We start from the raw sequence: 19547 nt of genomic DNA on the forward strand, positions 1-19547 counted from the left end.
CCCGTTGCAGCGCGGATCCAGGTTTGTCAGACCTGACTCAGGGGCGTGCGTGGTGGATCCCCTCCGGGGTGGGGGATTCACCCGATGCCCGGCGCACGGTCCGGGACGCGGGGTCCGGTCCGGTGCGCCGGGCAGTCCGCCCGCCCGCGGCGATGGCAGTCCGCCCGCCCGCGGTGATGGCGGGGATCCTGTCGGCGGGGGCCGATAGGCTTCATATGTGGCGAGATCTGTGGGTGGTCCGGCGAGTTTCCGGCCGAGTCCGGGGTCGATCCCCGAGTCCCCCGGCGTCTACCGGTTCAGGGATCCAGAAGGCCGAGTGATCTACGTCGGCAAGGCCAAGAGCCTGCGCCAGCGGCTCAACTCCTACTTCGCCGACTTCGCGGGGCTCCACCCGCGCACCCAGACCATGCTCACGACCGCCGCCGGCGTCGACTGGACGGTCGTCGGCACCGAGGTCGAGGCGCTCCAGCTCGAATACTCCTGGATCAAGGAGTACGACCCGCGGTTCAACGTCAAATACCGCGACGACAAGTCCTATCCCTACCTCGCGGTCACGATGGGGGAGGAGTTCCCCCGGGTCCAGGTGCTGCGCGGGGCCAAGCGCAAGGGCACCCGCTACTTCGGTCCCTACTCCCACGCCTGGGCGATCAGGGAGACGGTCGACCTGCTGCTGCGGGTCTTCCCGATCAGGAGCTGCTCGTCGGGGGTGTTCCGCCGGGCCGCGCAGATCGGCCGCCCGTGCCTGCTGGGCTACATCGACAAGTGCTCGGCGCCGTGCGTCTCCCGCGTCACCGAGGCCGAGCACCGCGCGCTCGCCGAGGACTTCTGCGACTTCATGGCGGGCAACACCGGCCGGTTCATCAAGCGCCTGGAGGGCGAGATGCGCCAGGCCGCCGCCGAGCAGGAGTACGAACGGGCGGCCCGGCTGCGCGACGACATCGAGGCGCTGCGCCGGGCGCTGGAGAAGCAGGCCGTGGTGCTGGCCGACAGCACCGACTGCGACGTGGTCGCACTGGCGGAGGACGCCCTGGAGGCGGCCGTCCAGGTGTTCTACGTCCGCGGCGGGCGGATCAGGGGCCAGCAGGGATGGGTGGTCGACAAGGTCGAGGAGACCTCGCCCGGTGAGCTGGTCGAGCGGTTCCTGCTGCAGATGTACGGCGAGGCGGCCCCCGAGACCCTCCCCAAGGAGGTGCTGGTGCCCGCCCTGCCGCCCGACGCGGAGGCCGTCACCGAGCTGCTGGGCGAGCGGCGCGGGAGCCGGGTGGAGATCCGCGTACCGCAGCGGGGCGACAAGCGCTCGCTGATGGAGACCGTCGAGCGCAACGCCAAGGAGTCCCTGGCCCAGCACAAGATCAAGCGTTCCAGCGACCTGACCGCGCGCAGCAAGGCGCTGCAGGAGCTCGCCGACGCGCTCGACCTCGACCAGGTGCCGCTGCGCATCGAGTGCTACGACGTCTCCCACCTGCAGGGCACCAACGTGGTGGCCTCGATGGTGGTGTTCGAGGACGGCCTGGCGCGCAAGAGCGAATACCGCAGGTTCTCCGTCCGCTCCACCGAGGGCGACGTCGCCTCGATCCACGAGGTGATCTCCCGGCGGTTCAAGCGCTACCTGGAGGAGCGCTCGGCCACCGGCGAGCTCGACGTCGAGCCGGGCACGGAGGCCGGGGACGAGGCGGCCGGGACACCGCTCGGCGGCGAGGCCGGGCCTGGCGCGCATGACGGCGCCGGGCCGGGTGCGGGCGCCGGGCCGGAGACGGACGGTGAGCTGGAGACGGACGGTGAGCCGGAGGCGGGTGAGGGCGCCGCGCCGGGCATCGATCCCGAGACGGGCCGGCCGCGCAAGTTCGCCTACCCGCCCCACCTGGTCGTGGTCGACGGCGGCCCGGCGCAGGCGGCCGCGGCCCGGCGGGCCCTGGACGAGCTCGGCGTCGACGACGTCGCGGTCTGCGGCCTGGCCAAGCGACTGGAGGAGGTGTGGCTGCCCGGTGAGGAGCTGCCGGTCATCCTGCCCCGGTCGAGCGAGGCTCTTTACCTTCTGCAACGCGTCAGGGACGAGGCGCACCGCTTCGCCATCACATACCATCGTTCCAAACGCTCCAAGAGCGTGCGGGAGAGTGCCCTGGACGATGTCCCCGGCCTCGGTCCGGCCCGGAGGCAGGCTCTGATCAAGCATTTCGGATCGGTGAAACGGCTGCGTGAGGCGACCGCCGCCGAGATATGCCAGGTTCCCGGGATCGGCCCCGCCACGGCCGAGACGATCGTGTCGGCCCTGAAGGGGGAGAACCCGCCGTGAGCGAGCGGAGCGAGCGAGCCATGGACACAGGCAGTGGCGCGAGCGTGGTCGACGAAGGAGACCCCGTGAGTGAGCGGGCCCATCAACGCAGCGACGTCGCGGACGCAGCCGACGAAGGAGACCCCGTGAGTGGGAGAGAGCCCGCGTTCGTCATCGTCACCGGCATGTCCGGGGCGGGGCGGAGCACGGCGGCCAAGGCCCTGGAGGACCTGGGCTGGTTCGTCATCGACAACCTGCCGCCCGGGCTGCTGTTCGCCATGGCCGAGGAGGCCGGGCGGGTCAAGCTGGCCGCCGACAAGGTCGCCGCGGTGGTCGACGTGCGCAGCCTGGCCTTCACCACCGACCTCAACGCCGCCATCGAGGAGCTCGACGGCCGGGGCGTCGCGGTGCGGGTGGTGTTCCTGGAGGCCAGCGACGAGGAGCTGGTCCGCAGGTTCGAGAACGTCCGCCGGCCCCACCCGCTGCAGGGCGACGGCCGCCTGGTCGACGGCATCGCCCGCGAGCGCGGCATCCTGCGCGAGGTGCGCGCCAACGCCGACCTGGTCATCGACACCTCCAACCTCAACGTCCACGAGCTCCGGGGCAAGATCGTCGCCTTCTTCGGCGGGGAGGACCGTCCCGGGCTGCGGGTCAACGTGCTCTCCTTCGGGTTCAAGTACGGCCTGCCCGTCGACGCCGACCTGGTCGTCGACTGCCGCTTCCTGCCCAACCCCCACTGGGTGCCGGAGCTGCGCCCCATGAACGGCCTCGACACCCCAGTGCGCGAGTACGTCCTCAGCCAGCCCGGCGCCAAGGAGCTCCTCGACGCCTACGAGGAGGTGATCGGCATCATCTCCGCCGGATACGTCCGCGAGGGCAAGAGCTACGCCACCATCGCGGTGGGCTGCACCGGGGGCAAGCACCGCAGCGTGGCCATGGCCGAGCAGATCGCCGGGCGCCTGCGCGACCGGGGCGGCATGGACGTCCAGGTGAGCCACCGGGATGTGGGCCGGGAGTGAGCGGACCGGAGATCGGGAGAACGACCGGGGACGGCGGTCCGGGACAGCCGGGTGAGGGGCCGAGGGTCGTCGCGCTGGGCGGGGGGCACGGGCTGTACGCCTCGCTGTCGGCGTTGCGCAGGGTCACCTCCGAGCTGACGGCGGTGGTCACCGTGGCCGACGACGGGGGATCGAGCGGGCGGCTGCGCCGCGAGCTCGGCGTGGTGCCCCCGGGCGACCTGCGGATGGCCCTGGCCGCCCTGTGCGGCGACGACGAGTGGGGACGGACCTGGAGCGAGGTCGTCCAGCACCGCTTCCGCAGCGAGGGCGAGCTGCACGGTCACGCGGTGGGCAACCTGCTCATCGTGGCGCTGTGGGAGAAGCTCGGCGACACCGTCGCCGGGCTCGACTGGCTGGGCAGGCTGCTGGGCGCGCACGGCAGGGTGCTGCCGATGTCGTCGGTCCCGCTCGACATCGCCGCCGAGGTCGAGCTGGACGGGGAGGTGAGCACCGTGCACGGCCAGGTGGCCTGCGCGCTGACCCCCGGCCGGGTCCGGGCCATCTCCCTGCTTCCCGAGGACCCGCCCGCCTGCCCCGAGGCGGTCCAGGCGGTGCTGGACGCCGACTGGGTGATCCTCGGGCCCGGGTCGTGGTTCACCAGCGTCCTGCCCCACCTGAAGGTGCCCCGGCTGGCCGAGGCCCTGCACGCCACCCGCGCCCGCCGCCTGGTCGCGCTGAACCTGGCGCCCCAGCCGGGGGAGACCGACGACTTCTCCCCGCAGCAGCACCTGGAGGTGCTGCGCGGGCACGCGCCGTCCCTGCCGATCGACGTGGTGCTGGCCGACACCGGCGTGGTCGACGACCGCGAGGAGCTGCACAAGGCCGTCGCGGAGCTGGGCGGGGAGCTCGTGCTGGCCGACGTCGCGGCCTCGGACGGCTCGCCGCGGCACGACACACGACGTCTTGCCTCCGTCCTGGACGAGATTTTCCACAAGAAGCGTTGATCCTGGCCGGTGCGGCTCCGGAGTGCGAGAAACTTCTGGGAACCTGGTCCAAGCCGGGTCGCAGGAAGTTCACAAGGGGGAGGACGAACGCGCATGGCGATGACAGGCGTGGTGAAGGACGAGCTGAGCAGGCTGCCGGTCCTCAAGCCTTGCTGCCGCAAGGCGGAGGTGTCGACGCTTCTCCGGTTCGCCAGTGGCCTGCACCTGGTGGGCGGGCGGATCGTGATCGAGGCGGAGCTCGACACCAACGTCACGGCACGGAGGCTGATCAAGGACATCGGAGAGGTCTTCGGGCACAAGGCGGAGGTCCTCGTGCTGGCCCCCGCCGGGCTGCGCAAGGGCTCCCGTTACGTCGTGCGGGTCTACCGCGACGGTGAGGCCCTGGCGCGCCAGACCGGCCTGATCGACAACCACGGCCGCCCGGTCCGCGGCCTGCCGCGCCAGGTGGTCGCCGGGGCGACCTGCGACGCCGAGGCGGCCTGGCGCGGAGCCTTCCTGGCGCACGGCTCCCTGACCGAGCCCGGCCGCTCGATGTCGCTGGAGATCACCTGCCCGGGCCCGGAGGCGGCGCTCGCGCTGGTCGGCTCCGCGAGGCGGCTGAAGATCCACGCCAAGGCCCGCGAGGTGCGCGGCATCGACCGCGTCGTGGTGCGCGACGGCGACGCGATCAGCGCGCTGCTGACCCGGCTGGGCGCCCACGACAGCGTGCTGGCCTGGGAGGAGCGCCGCATGCGCCGCGAGGTGCGCGCCACGGCCAACCGCCTGGCCAACTTCGACGACGCCAACCTCCGCCGCTCGGCCCGCGCCGCGGTCGCCGCCGGCGCCCGGGTCCAGCGCGCCCTGGAGATCCTCGGCGACGACGCCCCCGATCACCTCGTGATCGCCGGTCGGCTCCGGGTGGAGCACAAGCAGGCCTCCCTGGAGGAGCTCGGCCAGCTCGCCGACCCGCCGCTGACCAAGGACGCCATCGCCGGCCGCATCCGCCGCCTGCTGGCCATGGCCGACAAGCGCGCCCAGGACATGGGTGTCCCCAACACCGAGGCCAACCTGACGGTGGACATGCTCACGTCGTAGGCGAGGCCGTACGGGCTCCACGGGTGCCCGCGGACGCCGCACTGGCAGAGTGCCCAGGGGCGCGTCAAAGCGCATCAGAGCGCATACACGGCGAGAGCCGGGACCTCAATGAGGATCCCGGCTCTCGCCGTGTGGGGACTGCCTGGAGCGGCCTACGCCTGGTTGTGGGGCCTGAAGTTGTCAACCGGCTGCGCGCCCTCCTGCTGCGGGTGGGAGGGCGCGGCGAGGGCCTCGCGGGCGGCCTTGACGCGCTTGTTCACGAAGAAGAAGCCGGCGACACCGGCGATCACCCAGAACAGCAGGGTCTTGGGTTCCCCCTTGACGGCGTCGGGGAAGACCTCGGCAACGAGGCTCACGGCGTCGCCGTAGGACAGCGTGCCACCGCTGGCCTTCACCGCCAGGCCGACACCGCCGAGGAAGGTGCCCAGGGCGGCGCCGGCGATGGAGAACAGGGCGGCCAGGACCGGCAGCACCGGGCTGGTCGGCTTGACGGCCATCATGCCCAGGCCGACGAGGACGCCGACGCCGACGGCGGCGTAGCCGATCTCGAGCTCGGTGACGGTGATGATCGCGCCGTAGGCGGCGGCGCCTAGGACGGCGGCGAGGAGCCCGACGACGATGCCGGGCACCAGGCCGCTACGTGGTTGGGGGGTCATGTTTGTCTTCACGCCTTCTGTGCGGTTGAGGTGCTTACTGTGACGAGTGCGGGACTTTACTGGAAAAGTCCGGCGGAAGCCCCAAATTTTCGGGAAATGCAGGGCCGGGCAAAGGGGGGACCGCCAATGGTCTAAACCAATCGGGGTCCGATAGGGTTCGTGCTGAGGTATCAGCCCGCCACGTCGCCGGCCCACTCGGCCGGCGCACCGACGTACGAGGAGATCGGCACCGTGAGCATCCGCGTAGGCGTCAACGGATTCGGCCGCATCGGCCGCAACTTCTGGCGCGCGGTCGCCGCCAGCGGCAAGGACATCGAGATCGTTGCGGTCAACGACCTGACCGACAACGCGACGCTCGCCCACCTGCTCAAGTACGACAGCATCCTGGGCCGCCTGCCGTACGAGGTGAAGAGCACCGCCGATGAGATCATCGTGGACGGCAAGGCGATCAAGGCCTTCGCCGAGCGCGACCCCGCCAAGCTGCCCTGGGGCGACCTGGGCGTGGACGTCGTCGTGGAGTCCACCGGCTTCTTCACCGACGCGAACAAGGCCCGGGTGCACGCCGAGAACGGCGCGAAGAAGGTCATCATCTCGGCTCCGGCCAAGAACGAGGACGTCACCGTCGTCATGGGCGTCAACCACGACGAGTACGACCCGGCCAGCCACACCGTGATCTCCAACGCCTCCTGCACCACCAACTGCCTGGCCCCGATGGCCAAGGTCATCAACGACTCCTTCGGCATCGTCAAGGGCCTGATGACCACCATCCACGCCTACACGCAGGACCAGAACCTGCAGGACGCCCCGCACAAGGACCTGCGCCGCGCCCGCGCCGCCGCGCTGAACATCGTCCCGACCTCCACCGGCGCCGCCAAGGCCATCGGCCTGGTCCTGCCCGAGCTGAAGGGCAAGCTCGACGGTTACGCGCTGCGTGTGCCGATCCCCACCGGCTCGGCCACCGACCTGACCGTCGAGGTCGGCCGCGAGACCACCGTCGAGGAGGTCAACGCCGCGCTCAAGGCCGCCGCCGACGGCCCGCTCAAGGGCATCCTCAGCTACAACGAGGACCCGATCGTCTCGGCCGACATCGTCACCGACCCGGCCTCCTGCATCTTCGACGCGCCGCTGACCAAGGTCATCGGCAACCAGGTCAAGGTCGTCGGCTGGTACGACAACGAGTGGGGTTACTCCAACCGCCTGGCCGACCTCATCGAGCTCGTGGGCGCCGACCTCTGATGAAGGACCTGTCCCAGCTCGACGTGAAGGGTCGGCGCGTTCTCGTCCGCGCCGACCTCAACGTCCCCCTGGACGGGGACGTCATCACCGACGACGGGCGCATCCGCGCCTCGCTGCCGACCATCAGGGACCTGGCCGGGCGCGGCGCGAAGGTGATCGTCTGCGCCCACCTGGGCCGCCCCAAGGGCGCGCCCGATCCCAAGTACTCCCTGGCCCCGGTGGCGCGCCGGCTCGGCGAGCTCCTGGAGACCGAGGTGGCCTTCGCCTCCGACACGGTCGGCGAGTCGGCCCGGGCCGTCGTGGAGGGTCTGGCCGAGGGCCAGGTGGCCCTGCTGGAGAACCTGCGCTTCGAGGCCGGAGAGACCTCCAAGGACGACGCCGAGCGCGGCGAGTTCGCCGGGAGGCTGGCCGGTCTGGCCGAGCTCTACGTCAGCGACGGCTTCGGCGCGGTGCACCGCAAGCACGCCAGCGTCTACGACGTGCCGAAGCTCCTGCCGCACGCGGCGGGCGGTCTGATCGTCGCCGAGGTCGAGGTGCTCAGGCGCCTGACCGAGGAGCCGGCCAGGCCGTACGCCGTGGTGCTGGGCGGGGCCAAGGTCTCCGACAAGCTCGGCGTCATCGCCAACCTGCTCACCAAGGTCGACCGGTTGATCATCGGCGGCGGCATGGCCTACACCTTCCTCAAGGCCCAGGGCTTCGAGGTCGGCCAGTCGCTGCTGCAGGAGGACCAGCTCGACAAGGTGCGCGGCTTCCTGCGTGAGGCCGGCGAGCGCGGCGTGGACCTGGTCCTGCCGGTCGACATCCTGGCGGCCGTCGAGTTCGCCGAGGACGCCGAGTACGAGGTGGTCGACGCCACCGCGATCCCGGCCGACCGGCAGGGGCTCGACATCGGCCCGCGCACCCGCGAGCTGTTCGCGGGCAAGCTGGCCGACGCCGAGACCGTGTTCTGGAACGGCCCGATGGGCGTCTTCGAGTTCGACGCGTTCTCCGGGGGAACCCGCGCGGTGGCCGAGGCGTTGGTCCGGTCGGAGGCGTTCACCGTCGTCGGCGGCGGTGACTCGGCCGCGGCCGTGCGCCGGCTCGGCCTGCCCGAGGACGGGTTCTCGCACATCTCCACCGGCGGCGGGGCCAGCCTCGAATACCTCGAGGGCAAGACCCTGCCGGGACTCGCCGCTCTGGAGGACTAGCAAGTGAACCGACGCAGCAGCGAGGAGCGATGAGCGACAGATGAGTGCCGGGCGCAAACCTCTCATCGCCGGCAACTGGAAGATGAACCTCAACCATCTCGAGGCCATCGCCACCGTCCAGAAGCTGGCGTTCGCGCTGAACGACAAGGACTTCGACAAGGTCGAGGTGGCCGTGCTGCCGCCGTACACCGACCTGCGCAGCGTGCAGACGCTGGTGCACGGTGACCGGCTGCGGATCGCGTACGGCGCGCAGGACCTGTCGGCGTTCGACGGCGGGGCCTACACCGGGGAGATCTCCGGTGCGATGCTCGCCAAGCTCGGCTGCACCTTCGTCGCAGTCGGGCACTCCGAGCGGCGGCAGTACCACCGTGAGGACGACGAACTCGTCAACGCCAAGGTGCGGGCCGCCTACCGGCACTCGCTCACGCCGATCCTGTGCGTCGGCGAGGGGCTGGAGGTCCGCAGGGCCGGCGGCCACGTGGCCCACAGCCTCGCGCAGCTCGACGGGGCGCTGAAGGGCGTCCCGGCCGAGCAGGCCGCCTCGGTCGTGGTGGCCTACGAGCCCGTCTGGGCGATCGGCACCGGGGAGGTCGCCACCCCGGCCGACGCCCAGGAGGTCTGCGGGGCCCTGCGCGGCCGGCTCGCCGAGCTGTACGACGCGGAGCTGGCCGCGGGCGTCCGTATCCTCTACGGTGGCTCGGTCAAATCTGACAACGTCGCCGGCATCATGGCCCAGTCCGATGTCGACGGAGCCCTGGTCGGCGGCGCCAGCCTCGACCCGGGGGAGTTCGTCAAGCTCTGCCGGTTCGATGAGATGTCGGGCTGACTGAGCCGTTCGGAGGGTACGACTTGACAGCAGGTCGTACCCTCTTAGAGCAAGTTTGAATCGTCACGCCTCAGGGCGTACCTACAAAGGAGTCGCATCCGGACGCGGGTGCGAGCAATAAGGAAACAGGTCAACGGTGACAATCGGAATCTCCATCGCCCTCATCCTGTCGAGCATGCTGATGATCCTGCTCGTCCTGCTCCACAAGGGCAAGGGCGGCGGACTGTCGGATCTGTTCGGTGGCGGTTTCTCGTCGTCGTTCGGAGGCTCTTCCGTGGTGGAGCGCAACCTCGACCGGCTCACCATCATCACCGGGGTGGTCTGGTTCGTGTGCATCATCGCGCTGGGCCTGCTCCTGAAGCCCTGATTCGGCTTGCCGTAAAGCGTGACAGTGGTACAGCCCCCCGTTTTCCCGAGTGGCGGGGCCATCGAGCGAGGAGTTCATCCGTGGGTAGTGGCAACGCGATCCGTGGCAGTCGTGTCGGTGCCGGCCCGATGGGGGAGGCGGAGCGCGGAGAGGCGGCGCCCCGTGTGAGGGTTCCCTTCTGGTGCGCCAACATGCACGAGACGCGCCCCAGCTTCGCCAGCGACGCGGCCGTCCCCGAGTTCTGGGACTGCCCGCGCTGCGGGCTCCCGGCGGGTCAGGACGAGGCCAACCCTCCCGCGCCTCCGCGTAACGAGCCTTACAAGACGCACCTGGCCTACGTGAAGGAGCGTCGCAGCGACAAGGACGGCGCGCAGATCCTCGCCGAGGCTCTGGAGCGCCTGCGTTCTTCCTCGCGCCCGATCTACTAGTCACCGGCGGTTTCATTCACCGGCAGGACACGGCGCGAGCGGGCCCCCGTGGTGAACCACCACGGGGGCTCCGTCGTTCTTCGTCGTTCTTCGCGCGGCCCGCCGGTTCAGCGCTGCGATCCCAGCTTCCGGGAGATGCGCAGGGCGGTGCCGGCCACCAGCGGCCCCAGCTCCCGCACCCGGGCGGCGGTGATCCGCGAGGTCAGGCCCGAGACCGAGACGGCGGCGGTCACGCTGTCGTCGTGGCGGAAGATGCCCGCGGCCACGCACCGGACCTCGGGCTCGTTCTCGCGGTCGTCGACGGCGTAGCCGCGCTGGCGGATCCGGGTCAGCTCGGCGCGCAGCCGCACCGGATCGGTGATCGTGTACCGGGTGAGGGCGGGCATCCCGGCGGCCACGGTCTCCTCCACGACCTCCTCCGGCTGCCAGGCGAGGATCGCCTTGCCGACGGCGGTGCAGTACAGCGGCGCCCGGCTGCCGATCCGCGAGGCCATGCGCACCGTGGTCTCGTTCTCGACCTTGTCGATGTAGACGACGTACGGCGCGTCGTAGACGACCAGGTGGACGGTCTCGCGGACCTCGCGCATCAGCTCGCGCGTCTCCTCCGCGGCCACCGTGCGCAGGTCGAGGGTGGACAGGTAGGCCTGGCCGAGCCGGAGCGTGCCGTGCCCGAGCCGGTAGGCGCCGCTCCTGCGGTCGCGTTCCAGCAGCCGGGCCTCCACCAGCGGGACGGTCAGCCGCAGCACGGTGCTCTTGGACAGGCCCAGCGCCTCGGCCAGCCGGGACAGCGAGAGCCCCTGTCCGGCGCCCGCGTGGTCGCGGACGTGTTCCAGTACGGCCAGCGCCCGGCGGAGCGAGGCCGACTGGTTGCGCTCCTGGCCGGGAGGCCGGGCCCGGTCACGTCCCGGGCCGTTCATCGCGGCGCCGGGGCCCTGCCCGGAGTGCCCGGAGAAGGAGGCGTCCGGGGCGTTCATCGCGGCGCCGGGGCCCTGCCCGGAGTGCCCGGAGACGGAGGCGTCCGGGGCGTTCATCGCGGCCTCAGCGGGCGTCCGGGACGCGCGCCGGTCAGGGCGCCGCCGGCCAGCACCGGGACGCCGCCGACCAGCACGTCGTCGACGCCCTCGGCCAGGACGCGCGGCCGGGAGTAGTCGGCGGTGTCGCCCACCCGCTCCGGGTCGATCACCACCAGGTCCGCCGCCAGGCCGGGACGGATCTCCCCGCGGTCGTGCAGGCGGAAGCGGCGGGCCGGGCCGGCGGCCAGGTGCGCGACCGCCTCCTGCCAGCTCCAGTCGCCCAGCTCGCGGACGTGACGGCCGAGGAAGCGGGCGAAGGCGCCGTAGGCCCGGGGGTGCGGGTGCCCGCCGATGTGGATGCCGTCGGAGCCGCCCAGGTGGGCCGGGTGGCGCAGCAGCAGGCGCATGGAGGCGTCGTCGTTGCCCGGCGGCTGGGCGAACACGCAACTGGCGGCCAGCCGGGTCGCGATCAGCAGCTCGGCGCAGAAGGCGGCGGGCTCCCGCCCGGCCTCGGCCGCGGCCTCGGCGACGCTGCGGCCCTCGGCCCAGGCCAGGTCCGCGGCGGGCACGTGCGCCAGCACGGCGCGGTGCCAGAGCGTGGGGTCGGTCTCGCGGGCCAGGCGGCGCCGTACCTCCGGCTCGTGCAGACGCGCCACGATGCGGTCGAGGTCGGGGTCGTCCAGGTCGCGGGGGAGGGCGACCATCGCCAGGATGCTGAACCCGCTGAGGTAGGGGTAGCTGTCGAAGGTGACGTCCAGACCCGTGGCGAGGGCGTCGTCGACCATGCCCGCCAGCTCCGGGCCCGGGCCGTGATAGTGCGACACGTGCAGCGCCACCCCGGACCTCTCGGCGATCGCGCGGGCCTCGGCCATGCCGGCGGCCGCCGCCTGCTCGTAGCCGCGCATGTGGGTGACGTACGGCAGGCCGGCCCGGGCGACGGGCGCGCACAGCGCGGCGAGCTCGGCGGCGTCGCCGTACCGGCCGGGGATGTACTCCAGGCCGCTGGACAGCCCCGCCGCGCCCTCCTCCAGGCCCCGCTCCACCATGCGCAGCATCGCGGCGGGATCGGCGCCGGCGGCGTGCCGGACCGTGCCGTGCGGGACCAGGTAGACGGTGTTGAGCGCGGTGGCCCCGTCGTAGGAGGCCAACAGCTCCGCCACGCTCACCGGCCCGTCGCCCAGCAGCGGATGGGCGCCGTTGATCGCGGCGAAGTACCGGGTGACGAAGCGCAGCGTCGCGGGCGGCGACGGCGCGAAGGACAACCCGTCCTGCCCGAGCACGAAGGTGGTCACGCCCTGGCGCAGCGCGGCGAGCTGGACGCCGGGGTCCAGCACGGTGGCGTCGCCGTGCACGTGGGCGTCGACGAACCCCGGGACCACCAGCCGGCCGGTGGCGTCGATGCGGACGGCGGCGGGGGCGTCCCCGGCCTCGGGCCCGCCGACCGCCTCGATCCGGCCGTCGCGGACGCCGACGTCGGCGGGGTACGGCGGGGCGCCGGTGCCGTCGACCACCAGACCGCCGTGAATGAGCACATCGAACACGCTGGTCAAAGTAGGAGAAACCAGGGCATGCTGTCACGTTCGCGGTACATCATTGTGCACTGCACAACAGATGTGCTGTGCGGTGCGTGCCGTGGGCGTCATACGGCGGCACACAGCAGGGCGGGATTTCCTCCTTGTTGTGAAATCTCGTAGGTTGTCTGCTGATTCGGACAGCGAAAGGCGGGCCAGATGTCGGCGGAGCGGTTGGCGGAGCTGCGAGAGGCGTTCACCGCCATCGATGGCGACGGTGACGGGTTCATCACGGAGAAGGAGCTCGTCCGGCACTTCCCGGACCTGCCGGCCGAGGCGATCGGCTCGCTGAACCGCGTCGGCGACGCCGACGGCGACGGGCGGTTCTCCTTCGAGGAGTTCGTCAGGGTGATGTCGCAGGACTGACCGGCACGGGTGACCGGCCGGTACGGGGATCCGGGTGCGCCGCCCGGCGGCGCACCCGGATCCCCGGCGTCCGTCAGGCGCCCAGATCCCGCACGATGTTGTCGAGCCGGTCGGCCAGGGTGTCGATCTGCTGTTCGGTGAGCGTGTCGCCGCCCGGCATCAGCCTGGTCAGGTCCCGCTTGCTCGCGATGACCAGCCCGCGGTGGGCGTCGTCGATCTCCTTCTCCGGCAGGACGATGCAGTCCCCCCGTACGAAGACCAGGGTGGCGTCGGGATCCGGTGACTCCAGCAGCCGCCGGACGCATTCGCGGTCGATGAGCGCCATGGGGCGCCTCCTTACCTGGTAGTCCGCTTTCTGCCTCTGTGGCGTTTTCCGCGGGTCTCCCGCTTCCTGCCCCGATATCGACGGGGGAACCGCGGATGGGACCCGCCGCGGGGACCGCCGGCGGCTGGAGAGATCATTACTCGCGTCAACGCAGTTCCGGAGCGTCGCCGGGTACGGGCACATCGGCGGCGCGCCGCCGCGGCGCGCGCCCGCGCACCGCGACACCTCACGCCCACGCACCGGGAAAGACCTCATGACCGACACCATGCTCGCCGGGCGCCTCGACGTCCGGAACAAGACCTTCGCCGTCGAGGAAGTTCCCGTCCCCGAACCCGGACCGGGCGAGGTGAGGATCAAGGTGAAGGCGGCCGGCGTGTGCCTGTCGGACGTGCACCTGATCGACGGCAGCCTGAACCCGCTCTTCCTGGCCTCCGACAAGGTCACCCTCGGCCACGAGGTCTCCGGCGTGATCGACGCCCTGGGGCCGGACGTCCCCGGCGCCTGGACGGCCGGGCAGCGCGTCCTGCTGCAGGCGGGGGAGCGCTGCGGGCAGTGCGCCAACTGCGTGCGCTTCGTCGAGCCGTGCCAGCAGGTCCGCACCCGCGGGGTCGACTACGACGGGGGCTGGGCGGAGTACGCCCTGGCCACCCACCACACCCTCGTCGCGATCCCGGACGGCCTGCCGTTCGAGCAGGCGGCCATCATCCCCGACGCCGTCTCCACCCCCTGGGCCGCGATCGTCGCCACGGGCGAGGCCCGGCCCGCCGTACCGGCCGGGGTGTGGGGCGTGGGCGGGCTCGGGGCGCACGCCGTCCAGCTCCTGCGCCTGGTCGGCGCCGCCCCGATCATCGCCGTCGACCCGATCGAGGCCGCCCGTGAGCGAGCCCTGGACTTCGGCGCCGACCTCGCCCTGGATCCCGCCGCTGCCGACCTGCGCGACCGGCTGCTGGCCGCCACCGGAGGACGGGGCCTGGACCTGGCCCTCGACATGGCCGGGGTGCCCGCCGTACGGGAGCAGGCCGTCTCCTGCCTGGCGCCCGGCGGCCGGCTCGTGCTGGTCGGCCTGACGCCCGCGCCGCTCACCGTCACCCACAGCATCCCGTTCTCCTACTTCGGCCAGCGGATCCTGGGGCACTACGGCTCCGGGCCCGGGCACGTCGACCAGCTGGTCGACCTCACCCGCCACCACCGCCTGGACCTGGCCCGCTCCATCAGCGGCACCGTCCCCCTGGCGGACGCGGCCGCCGCCGTACAGCGCCTGGAACGCAAGGAGGGCAACCCGGTCCGCCTGATCCTGACGCCCTGACGCCCTGGCCCGGCAGCCCGGCGGGCCTGTCAGCTCGACGGATAACGGGAGTCGAGGTCGCCGGCCGGAGCGGAGGCTCCGGTGAAGGCGGCGGTGAAGTCGTCGGCGACCTGCAGGATGGTCTCGCGTCCCTCGACCGCGCGCGCCCAGTCGGCGGGCACGGCGTCCTCGCCGTACGCCGCGCCGATGATGTTGCCGCAGATCGCGCCGGTGGAGTCGGCGTCGCCGGAGTGGTTGACCGCCAGCAGCAGGGCCCGGCGCGGGTCGGGCTCGACCAGGGCGCAGTAGACGGCGATGGCCAGGGCCTCCTCGGCGACCCAGGCGCCGCCCAGGCTCTCCACCCTCTCCGGGGTGGGATCGCCCTTCCCGGCCAGCCGCCGGGCGGCGCGCAGGGCCAGGCCGGTCTCCCGGTGCTCGGCGCTCTGACCGTCGAAGGCGGACAGCCATCCCTCGGCCATCGCGACGGCCCGCGGCAGGGGGTCTCCCTGGACGAGCCTGCCGATGAGGCAGGCCAGGGCGCCGGAGGAGATGGCGGCGGTGGGATGGCCGTGGGTGATGCGGGAGGCGGTGACGGCCAGGGTGACGGGGTCGTCGAGCGATCCGGCCGCCGGGGCCGTGCCGTCACCGTTCCCCGCGGCCGAGCCGGGCTCCCACGCCTCCGGCAGGAGACCGAACGGCGCCGAGCGCATCACCGTGCCGCAGCCCTTGGAATGGGAGTTGACGGGCCCGTGGTCCAGGGGCGACCCGGGCGGGGGCGGGACGATGCCGGAGCCCAGGCCGGACAGGCAGGCGTTGCCGGGCGCACGGCGGGCGTACAGCCACTTCTGCGTGCGCAGCCAGCCGGTGCGGAATCCGGCGCTCCCGGAGTACGGCCCCCTGTGCGCCTGGGTGTCGAGCCAGCGCAGGTAGGCCTCGCGGATCCCGATGACGGCGTCGCCGCCGTGCAACCGGGCGCGGATCAGCCCTTCGGCGGTGAACAACGTCATCTGGGTGTCGTCGGTGATCTCGGTCTCGACCATCTCCGTGAGACCGGCGGGACCGAAGCGCGAGCGGATCTGGCCCATCGACATGAACTCGACGGGATTGCCGAGCGCGTCGCCGACGGCACCGCCGAGCAGGCACCCCCGCACGCGGGAGCCGTACGGAACCGTCTCGGGCGAGTCGTTCATGATCGGTCCTTCCGGAGGGGGTCGGCCGGGACGTCCCGGAGGGAGAAAGTATGGCCCGGGAACGGGGTCGCGGGGGAGGACCGGCCCGTGATCACGGCCGTCCTGCGTGAGTATGCTGCTGGGCGGTCGCAACATCCGGATCACCCGGGCGGGAGGGACGCCGATGACCGCGGGCGGGACGGTCGTGGTGCGCAGGGACGGGCCGGTGACGCTGGTCGGGATCAACCGGCCGGAGCGCCGCAACGCCGTGGACGGGCCGACCGCGCGGGCGCTGGCCGAGGCGTTCCGCGCCTTCGACGCCGATCCCGGGGCCGCCGTCGCGATCCTGTACGGCGAGGGCGGGACGTTCTGCGCGGGCGCCGACCTGAAGTCGCTGGGCACCGCGGCGGCCAACCGCGCCGAGCCGGACGGCGACGGCCCGATGGGGCCGACCCGGATGCGGCTGTCCAAACCGGTAATCGCCGCCGTCAGCGGGCACGCCGTGGCGGGCGGGCTCGAACTCGCGATCTGGGCGGACCTGCGGGTGGCCGACGAGACTGCCGTCTTCGGGGTCTTCTGCCGCCGCTGGGGCGTCCCGCTGATCGACGGCGGCACCGTACGGCTCCCGCGCCTGATCGGCGAGAGCCACGCGATGGACATGATCCTCACCGGGCGTCCGGTGGACGCGGCCGAGGCGTTGCGGATGGGCCTGGCCAACCGGGTCGTCCCGGCCGGGCGGGCGCTGGAGGCCGCGCGCGAGCTGGCGGCGCGGCTGGCCGCCTTCCCGCAGACCTGCATGCGCCGCGACCGGGCCTCGGTCCTGGACCAGCACGGCCTTGACGAGCGGCAGGCGCTGGCGTCCGAGTTCCGCCACGGCCAGGTCTCGCTGGGCGCGGACACGGCCGCCGGCGCGGCGCGTTTCGCCGCCGGGGCCGGCCGGCACGGCTCCTTCGACGACGCCTGACAGCCGGGGAGGTCTCCCGCCGGGTGGGGCCGGCGGGGGACCTGGTGGTCGTCAGGCCTCGGGGATTCGTCAGGCCTCGGGGATGGAGTACCACTCGCCCTTGTTGGACACGCGGTGGTCATGCTTGCCGATCTGGCTCACGCGGACCTTGACGGCGCTCACGTCGTGCTTGCGGAAGACGAACTCCTTGGCGTGCTCACCGTAGTGGCACCACTTGTAGGAAGGGGCCTCATACCACTTCCCGTGGGGGGCGCCGAGGCGCTGGACCTTGAACTCGACATAGGCGCACTTGTGGGGACGGTGGTCCAGGTCCCGCAGTTCCCCCTTCACAGTGACCTTGTTCGACTCGCCTGCGAGGCTCCCCTCGATGCGGATGGTGCCCCGGGCCTTGGCCAGCTGGTGCCTGGCGAAGTACGGCCCCCACGGATAGTCGTCGTAGTCGTGGGTGACGGTGGGGTCGGGCGTGGGCGCAAGGGTGACCGTGCCCGTGGAGGCACTGGCGGCCGGGAGCGTGACGGCGGCGGCGACGGTGAGGACGGTGGCGCCGCCGGCGCCGGCGATCACGGCCGCGGCGAGCAGGGTACGGATCGAGCGGTGCATCGAGCTCCTCCTGAAGCGGAAGGCCGGCCCGGCGGACGGGACCGCCGGGCGGGAACGGGAAAGCGGGCCCGGGTCACCGGGTCCGCCGTGGTCCGGGCACCGTGTCCTTTGATCACGGCGCCTCGACCGAAGGGCGTGACATCCCGTTCCATCCGTGCGGACCGCCGGTCAGCGGGGGTGGTAGGAGCAGCGCAGACCGGTGTGGACGGTGGCCCGCAGCTCCTCGCCGATCATCGGGTCGGACGCGGTGATGCGGGCCAGGGCGCGCCGGATGGCCTTGCCCACGGCGATCCTGGCCCGTTCCTGGTCGTCGGTGAACCGGCGCGCGCGCCCGCCCAGGCCGGTGGCGGCGGTCAGCTCGGCCAGCAGCCAGTCACGCTCGGCGCGCAGGGCCTCGGCGCGCCCGGCGTCGTCGAGCGACTCCGACTCCTCGATCTCCGCCTCGAGGTGGGACAGCCGTTCCCGGTAGGCGAGCCTGGCCTGCTCGTCCAGGAGCGGCTGGGCCGATGCGGCCTCGTCGCCGGGCGCCTCCCCGTCGGGGACGGCCGGGCCCTCGCCGGGCGGGCACGGGCCCGTGACGAGGTCGACGGCCCGGATCTCCCGGCCCGGATTGGCGATCAGGATCGCCAGGTGCCGCATGCCCACGCTGTCGTCGGCCAGGACGCTGCGGCCCGCCAGTTCGAGCAGCCACCTGCGGCCCCGGCGCCGGCACACCGCCGGGGCCGGTGCGCCGCCCGGTCGTACCGCGTGCGGTGTCGCCCAGCCGGACAGCACCATGCCCAGCCGGTCGGCCTCCTGCTCCGCCAGGGTCAGCGCCCTCCGGGCCGCCTCGTCCCGCACCCCGTGCCGCATCCGCAGCGCGTGGCCCAGCCGCCAGCGGGACAGGGCCACGGCCGGCCGGTGACCGAGCGCCAGGTTGTCCTCGACGGCCTGCCCGAAGTGCTCCACGGCCCGGTCCAGCCGCCCGGCGGTGAGCGAGGCCGTACCCAGGGCCAGATGGGTGGAGCCGAAGCACACCACGCCGAGGCTGGCGATCATCGGGAGCCGGGCGAACGGCGCGAGCAGGTCGTAGGCCCGGGCGGCGGTGTCGCCGTCGTCGAGCAGATGGGCGGCCTCCACCACGCCGTGCATCGCCGCCAGCCAGCTCCTGCTCTGGGGCAGCTCCGTCAGCCCGGCTCCGCGCAGCCGGGCCAGCATGCCGCGGGCCAGGCTCTCGTCTCCGGCAGCGGCGGCGGCCACCGCCAGGACCGCGAAGTAGGCGTAGTCGGCCGAGCCCAGAGCGGGATTGCGCACCAGCTTCTCCAGGACCGGGACGAGCTCGCCGATGCGGCCCTGGTACCAGCGGATCGCCGCGATCTGCGCGCCGTGCCATCCGACGGCGTCGTCGTCACCGGCGGCGTGACCCCGCTCGGCGCAGGAGGCAGCCAGCGTCTCGGCCCGGGTGAGGCGTCCGGCGCGGATGGCGAGCATGACCTCGATCGTGTCCACCACGAATCCGACCGCCAGATGGTCCTCCACCGCCAGCAGGTCGCGCAGCTCCTGCAGGGACCGTTCGGCGTGCGCGTCGGCGGTCAGCAGCAGATCGACGCTGCGCCACATCAGCCCCATGAGCGCGTCGCCGCGGCGGCCGGTCCTGGCCGCCACGGCGATCAGCTCCTGGGCCAGCTCCAGCCGGAGCTCCCGGTACCGGGGATCCATCAGGCACAGGTGGGCCATGCTCAGCGTCTCCGCCTCCGCCACCGCGTCACCGCTGTCCCTGGCCTCGGCCAGCACCCGCAGGATGGAGTCGTGCGCGCCGCGGCGGTAGTCCTCCTCGCCGCACAGCCTGGCGCGCAGCCGTATCCCCAGCGGGGTCCGCGGGTCGACGGCCGCCAGGGCGCGCTGCTGGCGCGCCCGCGTCGTGGCCGCCTCGGCGGCGGTGCGGTGCTCCTGCAACCACACCCCGCCCAGGCCGACGGCGGCCCGTGCCATCGCCGGGCCGTCGCCCAGCCGCTCGGCCGCGCTGTAGGCCAGGTCGAACCACCACCGGGCGGTCTGCAGGTCGCCCTCGGCGTGCAGGGCGCGCTCGGCCGCCATGAGCGATGACTCGACGTCACCGTGGGCCTGTGAGCTTTCTCGCAGGTGGTACACGACGTTCATGGACATCCCCCCGGCCGGGCCGGCTCGGCGATCTCTCACCCGGCTGCGGTGCCCAACCATGCGACGA

19 protein-coding genes are annotated in these 19547 nt (G+C 72.5%); 12 read left to right on the forward strand and 7 right to left on the reverse strand.

The window, feature by feature from the left end:
- Positions 1-229: 229 nt before the first annotated feature.
- From uvrC to whiA, 4 genes are all read left to right on the forward strand, one after another.
- Positions 230-2293 (forward strand): excinuclease ABC subunit UvrC, encoded by a 2064-nt coding sequence (uvrC, locus tag Psi01_RS26130; protein ID WP_204066817.1) that lies wholly within the window; start codon positions 230-232, stop codon positions 2291-2293.
- A 125-nt stretch (positions 2294-2418) separates the two neighbouring features.
- Entirely contained in the window at positions 2419-3291 is an 873-nt protein-coding gene (gene rapZ, locus Psi01_RS26135) for an RNase adapter RapZ (RefSeq protein ID WP_204066757.1), read from the forward strand.
- 11 nt (positions 3292-3302) lie between these two features.
- On the forward strand, positions 3303-4274 hold the full coding sequence (locus Psi01_RS26140) for a gluconeogenesis factor YvcK family protein (RefSeq protein WP_204066818.1): 972 nt from the start codon (positions 3303-3305) through the stop codon (positions 4272-4274).
- 93 nt (positions 4275-4367) lie between these two features.
- The gene (gene whiA, locus Psi01_RS26145) at positions 4368-5348 is read left to right on the forward strand and encodes a DNA-binding protein WhiA (RefSeq protein WP_203874268.1); all 981 of its coding nucleotides are present in this window, start codon (positions 4368-4370) and stop codon (positions 5346-5348) included.
- 152 nt (positions 5349-5500) lie between these two features.
- Here whiA and Psi01_RS26150 read toward each other — a convergent pair whose 3' ends face one another.
- Positions 5501-6004: a hypothetical protein gene (locus tag Psi01_RS26150; RefSeq protein WP_204066758.1), complete on the reverse strand. Its 504-nt coding sequence runs from the start codon at positions 6002-6004 to the stop codon at positions 5501-5503.
- A gap of 231 nt (positions 6005-6235) precedes the next feature.
- Here Psi01_RS26150 and gap point away from each other — a divergent pair, with 231 nt between their 5' ends.
- The 5 genes from gap to Psi01_RS26175 all read left to right on the forward strand — a co-directional run bounded on the left by gap (position 6236) and on the right by Psi01_RS26175 (position 10048).
- On the forward strand, positions 6236-7240 hold the full coding sequence (gap, locus tag Psi01_RS26155) for a type I glyceraldehyde-3-phosphate dehydrogenase (protein ID WP_204066759.1): 1005 nt from the start codon (positions 6236-6238) through the stop codon (positions 7238-7240).
- Positions 7240-8427, forward strand: a complete 1188-nt coding sequence (locus tag Psi01_RS26160) for a phosphoglycerate kinase (protein WP_204066760.1) — start codon at positions 7240-7242, stop codon at positions 8425-8427. The genes gap and Psi01_RS26160 overlap by 1 nt, the downstream gene beginning before the upstream one ends.
- A gap of 40 nt (positions 8428-8467) precedes the next feature.
- Entirely contained in the window at positions 8468-9253 is a 786-nt protein-coding gene (gene tpiA / locus Psi01_RS26165) for a triose-phosphate isomerase (protein WP_204066761.1), read from the forward strand.
- Between the two features lie 136 nt (positions 9254-9389).
- Positions 9390-9620 carry a preprotein translocase subunit SecG gene (secG, locus tag Psi01_RS26170; RefSeq protein WP_068899030.1) on the forward strand — a complete coding sequence of 77 codons (231 nt, stop codon included), beginning with the start codon at positions 9390-9392 and terminating at the stop codon, positions 9618-9620.
- Positions 9621-9700: 80 nt separating this feature from the next.
- A complete protein-coding gene (locus Psi01_RS26175; RefSeq protein WP_012892502.1) occupies positions 9701-10048 on the forward strand; it encodes an RNA polymerase-binding protein RbpA in 348 nt (115 codons plus the stop codon).
- A gap of 107 nt (positions 10049-10155) precedes the next feature.
- Here the strand turns inward: Psi01_RS26175 and Psi01_RS26180 are convergent, their stop codons facing one another.
- Positions 10156-10965: an IclR family transcriptional regulator gene (locus Psi01_RS26180; RefSeq protein WP_204066819.1), complete on the reverse strand. Its 810-nt coding sequence runs from the start codon at positions 10963-10965 to the stop codon at positions 10156-10158.
- A 110-nt stretch (positions 10966-11075) separates the two neighbouring features.
- A complete protein-coding gene (locus Psi01_RS26185) occupies positions 11076-12602 on the reverse strand; it encodes an N-acyl-D-amino-acid deacylase family protein (RefSeq protein WP_204066762.1) in 1527 nt (508 codons plus the stop codon).
- Between the two features lie 189 nt (positions 12603-12791).
- Between Psi01_RS26185 and Psi01_RS26190 the strand changes: the two genes are divergently transcribed.
- Positions 12792-12998: an EF-hand domain-containing protein gene (locus Psi01_RS26190; RefSeq protein ID WP_204066763.1), complete on the forward strand. Its 207-nt coding sequence runs from the start codon at positions 12792-12794 to the stop codon at positions 12996-12998.
- Between the two features lie 73 nt (positions 12999-13071).
- Here Psi01_RS26190 and Psi01_RS26195 read toward each other — a convergent pair whose 3' ends face one another.
- Positions 13072-13323, reverse strand: coding sequence for a hypothetical protein (locus Psi01_RS26195; RefSeq protein WP_203874276.1), 252 nt, complete (start codon positions 13321-13323; stop codon positions 13072-13074).
- Between the two features lie 253 nt (positions 13324-13576).
- Here Psi01_RS26195 and Psi01_RS26200 point away from each other — a divergent pair, with 253 nt between their 5' ends.
- Positions 13577-14629, forward strand: coding sequence for a zinc-binding dehydrogenase (locus Psi01_RS26200; protein ID WP_204066764.1), 1053 nt, complete (start codon positions 13577-13579; stop codon positions 14627-14629).
- Between the two features lie 29 nt (positions 14630-14658).
- On the opposite strand, the gene Psi01_RS26205 is transcribed toward Psi01_RS26200, so the two are convergent.
- On the reverse strand, positions 14659-15798 hold the full coding sequence (locus Psi01_RS26205) for an ADP-ribosylglycohydrolase family protein (RefSeq protein WP_204066765.1): 1140 nt from the start codon (positions 15796-15798) through the stop codon (positions 14659-14661).
- Between the two features lie 112 nt (positions 15799-15910).
- Here Psi01_RS26205 and Psi01_RS26210 point away from each other — a divergent pair, with 112 nt between their 5' ends.
- Entirely contained in the window at positions 15911-16741 is an 831-nt protein-coding gene (locus Psi01_RS26210; RefSeq protein WP_239128030.1) for a crotonase/enoyl-CoA hydratase family protein, read from the forward strand.
- Between the two features lie 69 nt (positions 16742-16810).
- Here the strand turns inward: Psi01_RS26210 and Psi01_RS26215 are convergent, their stop codons facing one another.
- Positions 16811-17341 (reverse strand): hypothetical protein, encoded by a 531-nt coding sequence (locus Psi01_RS26215; protein WP_204066766.1) that lies wholly within the window; start codon positions 17339-17341, stop codon positions 16811-16813.
- 168 nt (positions 17342-17509) lie between these two features.
- A complete protein-coding gene (locus Psi01_RS26220; protein ID WP_204066767.1) occupies positions 17510-19480 on the reverse strand; it encodes an ATP-binding protein in 1971 nt (656 codons plus the stop codon).
- Between the last annotated feature and the right edge of the window lie 67 nt (positions 19481-19547).

Source organism: Paraplanobispora siamensis, from assembly GCF_016863175.1.
GTDB lineage: Bacteria > Actinomycetota > Actinomycetes > Streptosporangiales > Streptosporangiaceae > Planobispora > Planobispora siamensis.

Excerpts from the sequence above, each read along its gene's own strand:
- whiA (WP_203874268.1), top strand. The coding sequence starts at position 4,368 with ATGGCGATGACAGGCGTGGTGAAGGACGAGCTGAGCAGGCTGCCGGTC.
- Psi01_RS26150 (WP_204066758.1), bottom strand. The coding sequence starts at position 6,004 with ATGACCCCCCAACCACGTAGCGGCCTGGTGCCCGGCATCGTCGTCGGG.
- Psi01_RS26160 (WP_204066760.1), top strand. The coding sequence starts at position 7,240 with ATGAAGGACCTGTCCCAGCTCGACGTGAAGGGTCGGCGCGTTCTCGTC.
- tpiA (WP_204066761.1), top strand. The coding sequence starts at position 8,468 with ATGAGTGCCGGGCGCAAACCTCTCATCGCCGGCAACTGGAAGATGAAC.
- Psi01_RS26180 (WP_204066819.1), bottom strand. The coding sequence starts at position 10,965 with ATGAACGGCCCGGGACGTGACCGGGCCCGGCCTCCCGGCCAGGAGCGC.
- Psi01_RS26190 (WP_204066763.1), top strand. The coding sequence starts at position 12,792 with ATGTCGGCGGAGCGGTTGGCGGAGCTGCGAGAGGCGTTCACCGCCATC.
- Psi01_RS26195 (WP_203874276.1), bottom strand. The coding sequence starts at position 13,323 with ATGGCGCTCATCGACCGCGAATGCGTCCGGCGGCTGCTGGAGTCACCG.
- Psi01_RS26200 (WP_204066764.1), top strand. The coding sequence starts at position 13,577 with ATGACCGACACCATGCTCGCCGGGCGCCTCGACGTCCGGAACAAGACC.
- Psi01_RS26205 (WP_204066765.1), bottom strand. The coding sequence starts at position 15,798 with ATGAACGACTCGCCCGAGACGGTTCCGTACGGCTCCCGCGTGCGGGGG.
- Psi01_RS26210 (WP_239128030.1), top strand. The coding sequence starts at position 15,911 with ATGCTGCTGGGCGGTCGCAACATCCGGATCACCCGGGCGGGAGGGACG.
- Psi01_RS26215 (WP_204066766.1), bottom strand. The coding sequence starts at position 17,341 with ATGCACCGCTCGATCCGTACCCTGCTCGCCGCGGCCGTGATCGCCGGC.
- Psi01_RS26220 (WP_204066767.1), bottom strand. The coding sequence starts at position 19,480 with ATGAACGTCGTGTACCACCTGCGAGAAAGCTCACAGGCCCACGGTGAC.